The sequence below is a fragment of the Vibrio sp. 1069 genome, from assembly GCF_033340555.1.
Genome location: NZ_JAWOWP010000462.1, coordinates 1 through 658, shown reverse-complemented (window position 1 = coordinate 658; position 658 = coordinate 1). Strand labels below are relative to the sequence as shown.

Below are 658 nucleotides of genomic sequence, written 5' to 3'. Positions count from 1 at the left end.
ACTGAGTTTGGATCTTTTCATCAGTCGTCATTTAGAACAGCTCAATTCATTAAGCTTTAAAGCCACCCCGCTGTTCGAACACAAAGCTCAGTTTTATGCAGCGCCGAGTTACTTAGAAAAATACGGCACGCCACAAAATGTTGAAGAGCTGACAAAACACAATATTTTGATTTGGGGAGAAAAACCGGCAAGAGAGATCAAAACCAACCGAGGTAAAAGAGTGAGCTTGTCAGGCAACTTCGCAACGACCAATCCAGAAGCTCTGTTTCATGGTGCAAAACGCGGAATGGGTATCTTGATGACCAACAACGTAATGATCAAAGACGATTTAAAATCCGGGGCGCTAGTGCCTATTTTGCCGGATGTTACAGCCGACGAGGCTACGGTGTATGCGTACTACCCAAAACTGGACTACCAACACACACGCACCCAATTGTTCCTCGACTATCTAAAATCCCGTTTAGAAGAAGAAAAACGCATCTAATTTGATAGTTTTCTTGTTAAATGTGTGAGTAAGCGACTACTTTGAAATTAATGCCTCAAACTTTGATAACACTCTAGTCTTACTAGACTCACCTATTAGTGTTAATTCCTTATCTGTTGGGATTCAAAGTTTGATAAATCTCCTGAAGTAAGAGCACACGTCTGAACTCCAGTC

1 protein-coding gene is annotated in these 658 nt (G+C 41.6%); it reads left to right on the top strand.

The genetic code is table 11. The features are described 5' to 3' along the window. Positions 1-484 (top strand): LysR substrate-binding domain-containing protein (locus R7040_RS27155; protein WP_318097699.1); only part of this gene is annotated, 484 nt, incomplete at its 5' end. Between the last annotated feature and the right edge of the window lie 174 nt (positions 485-658).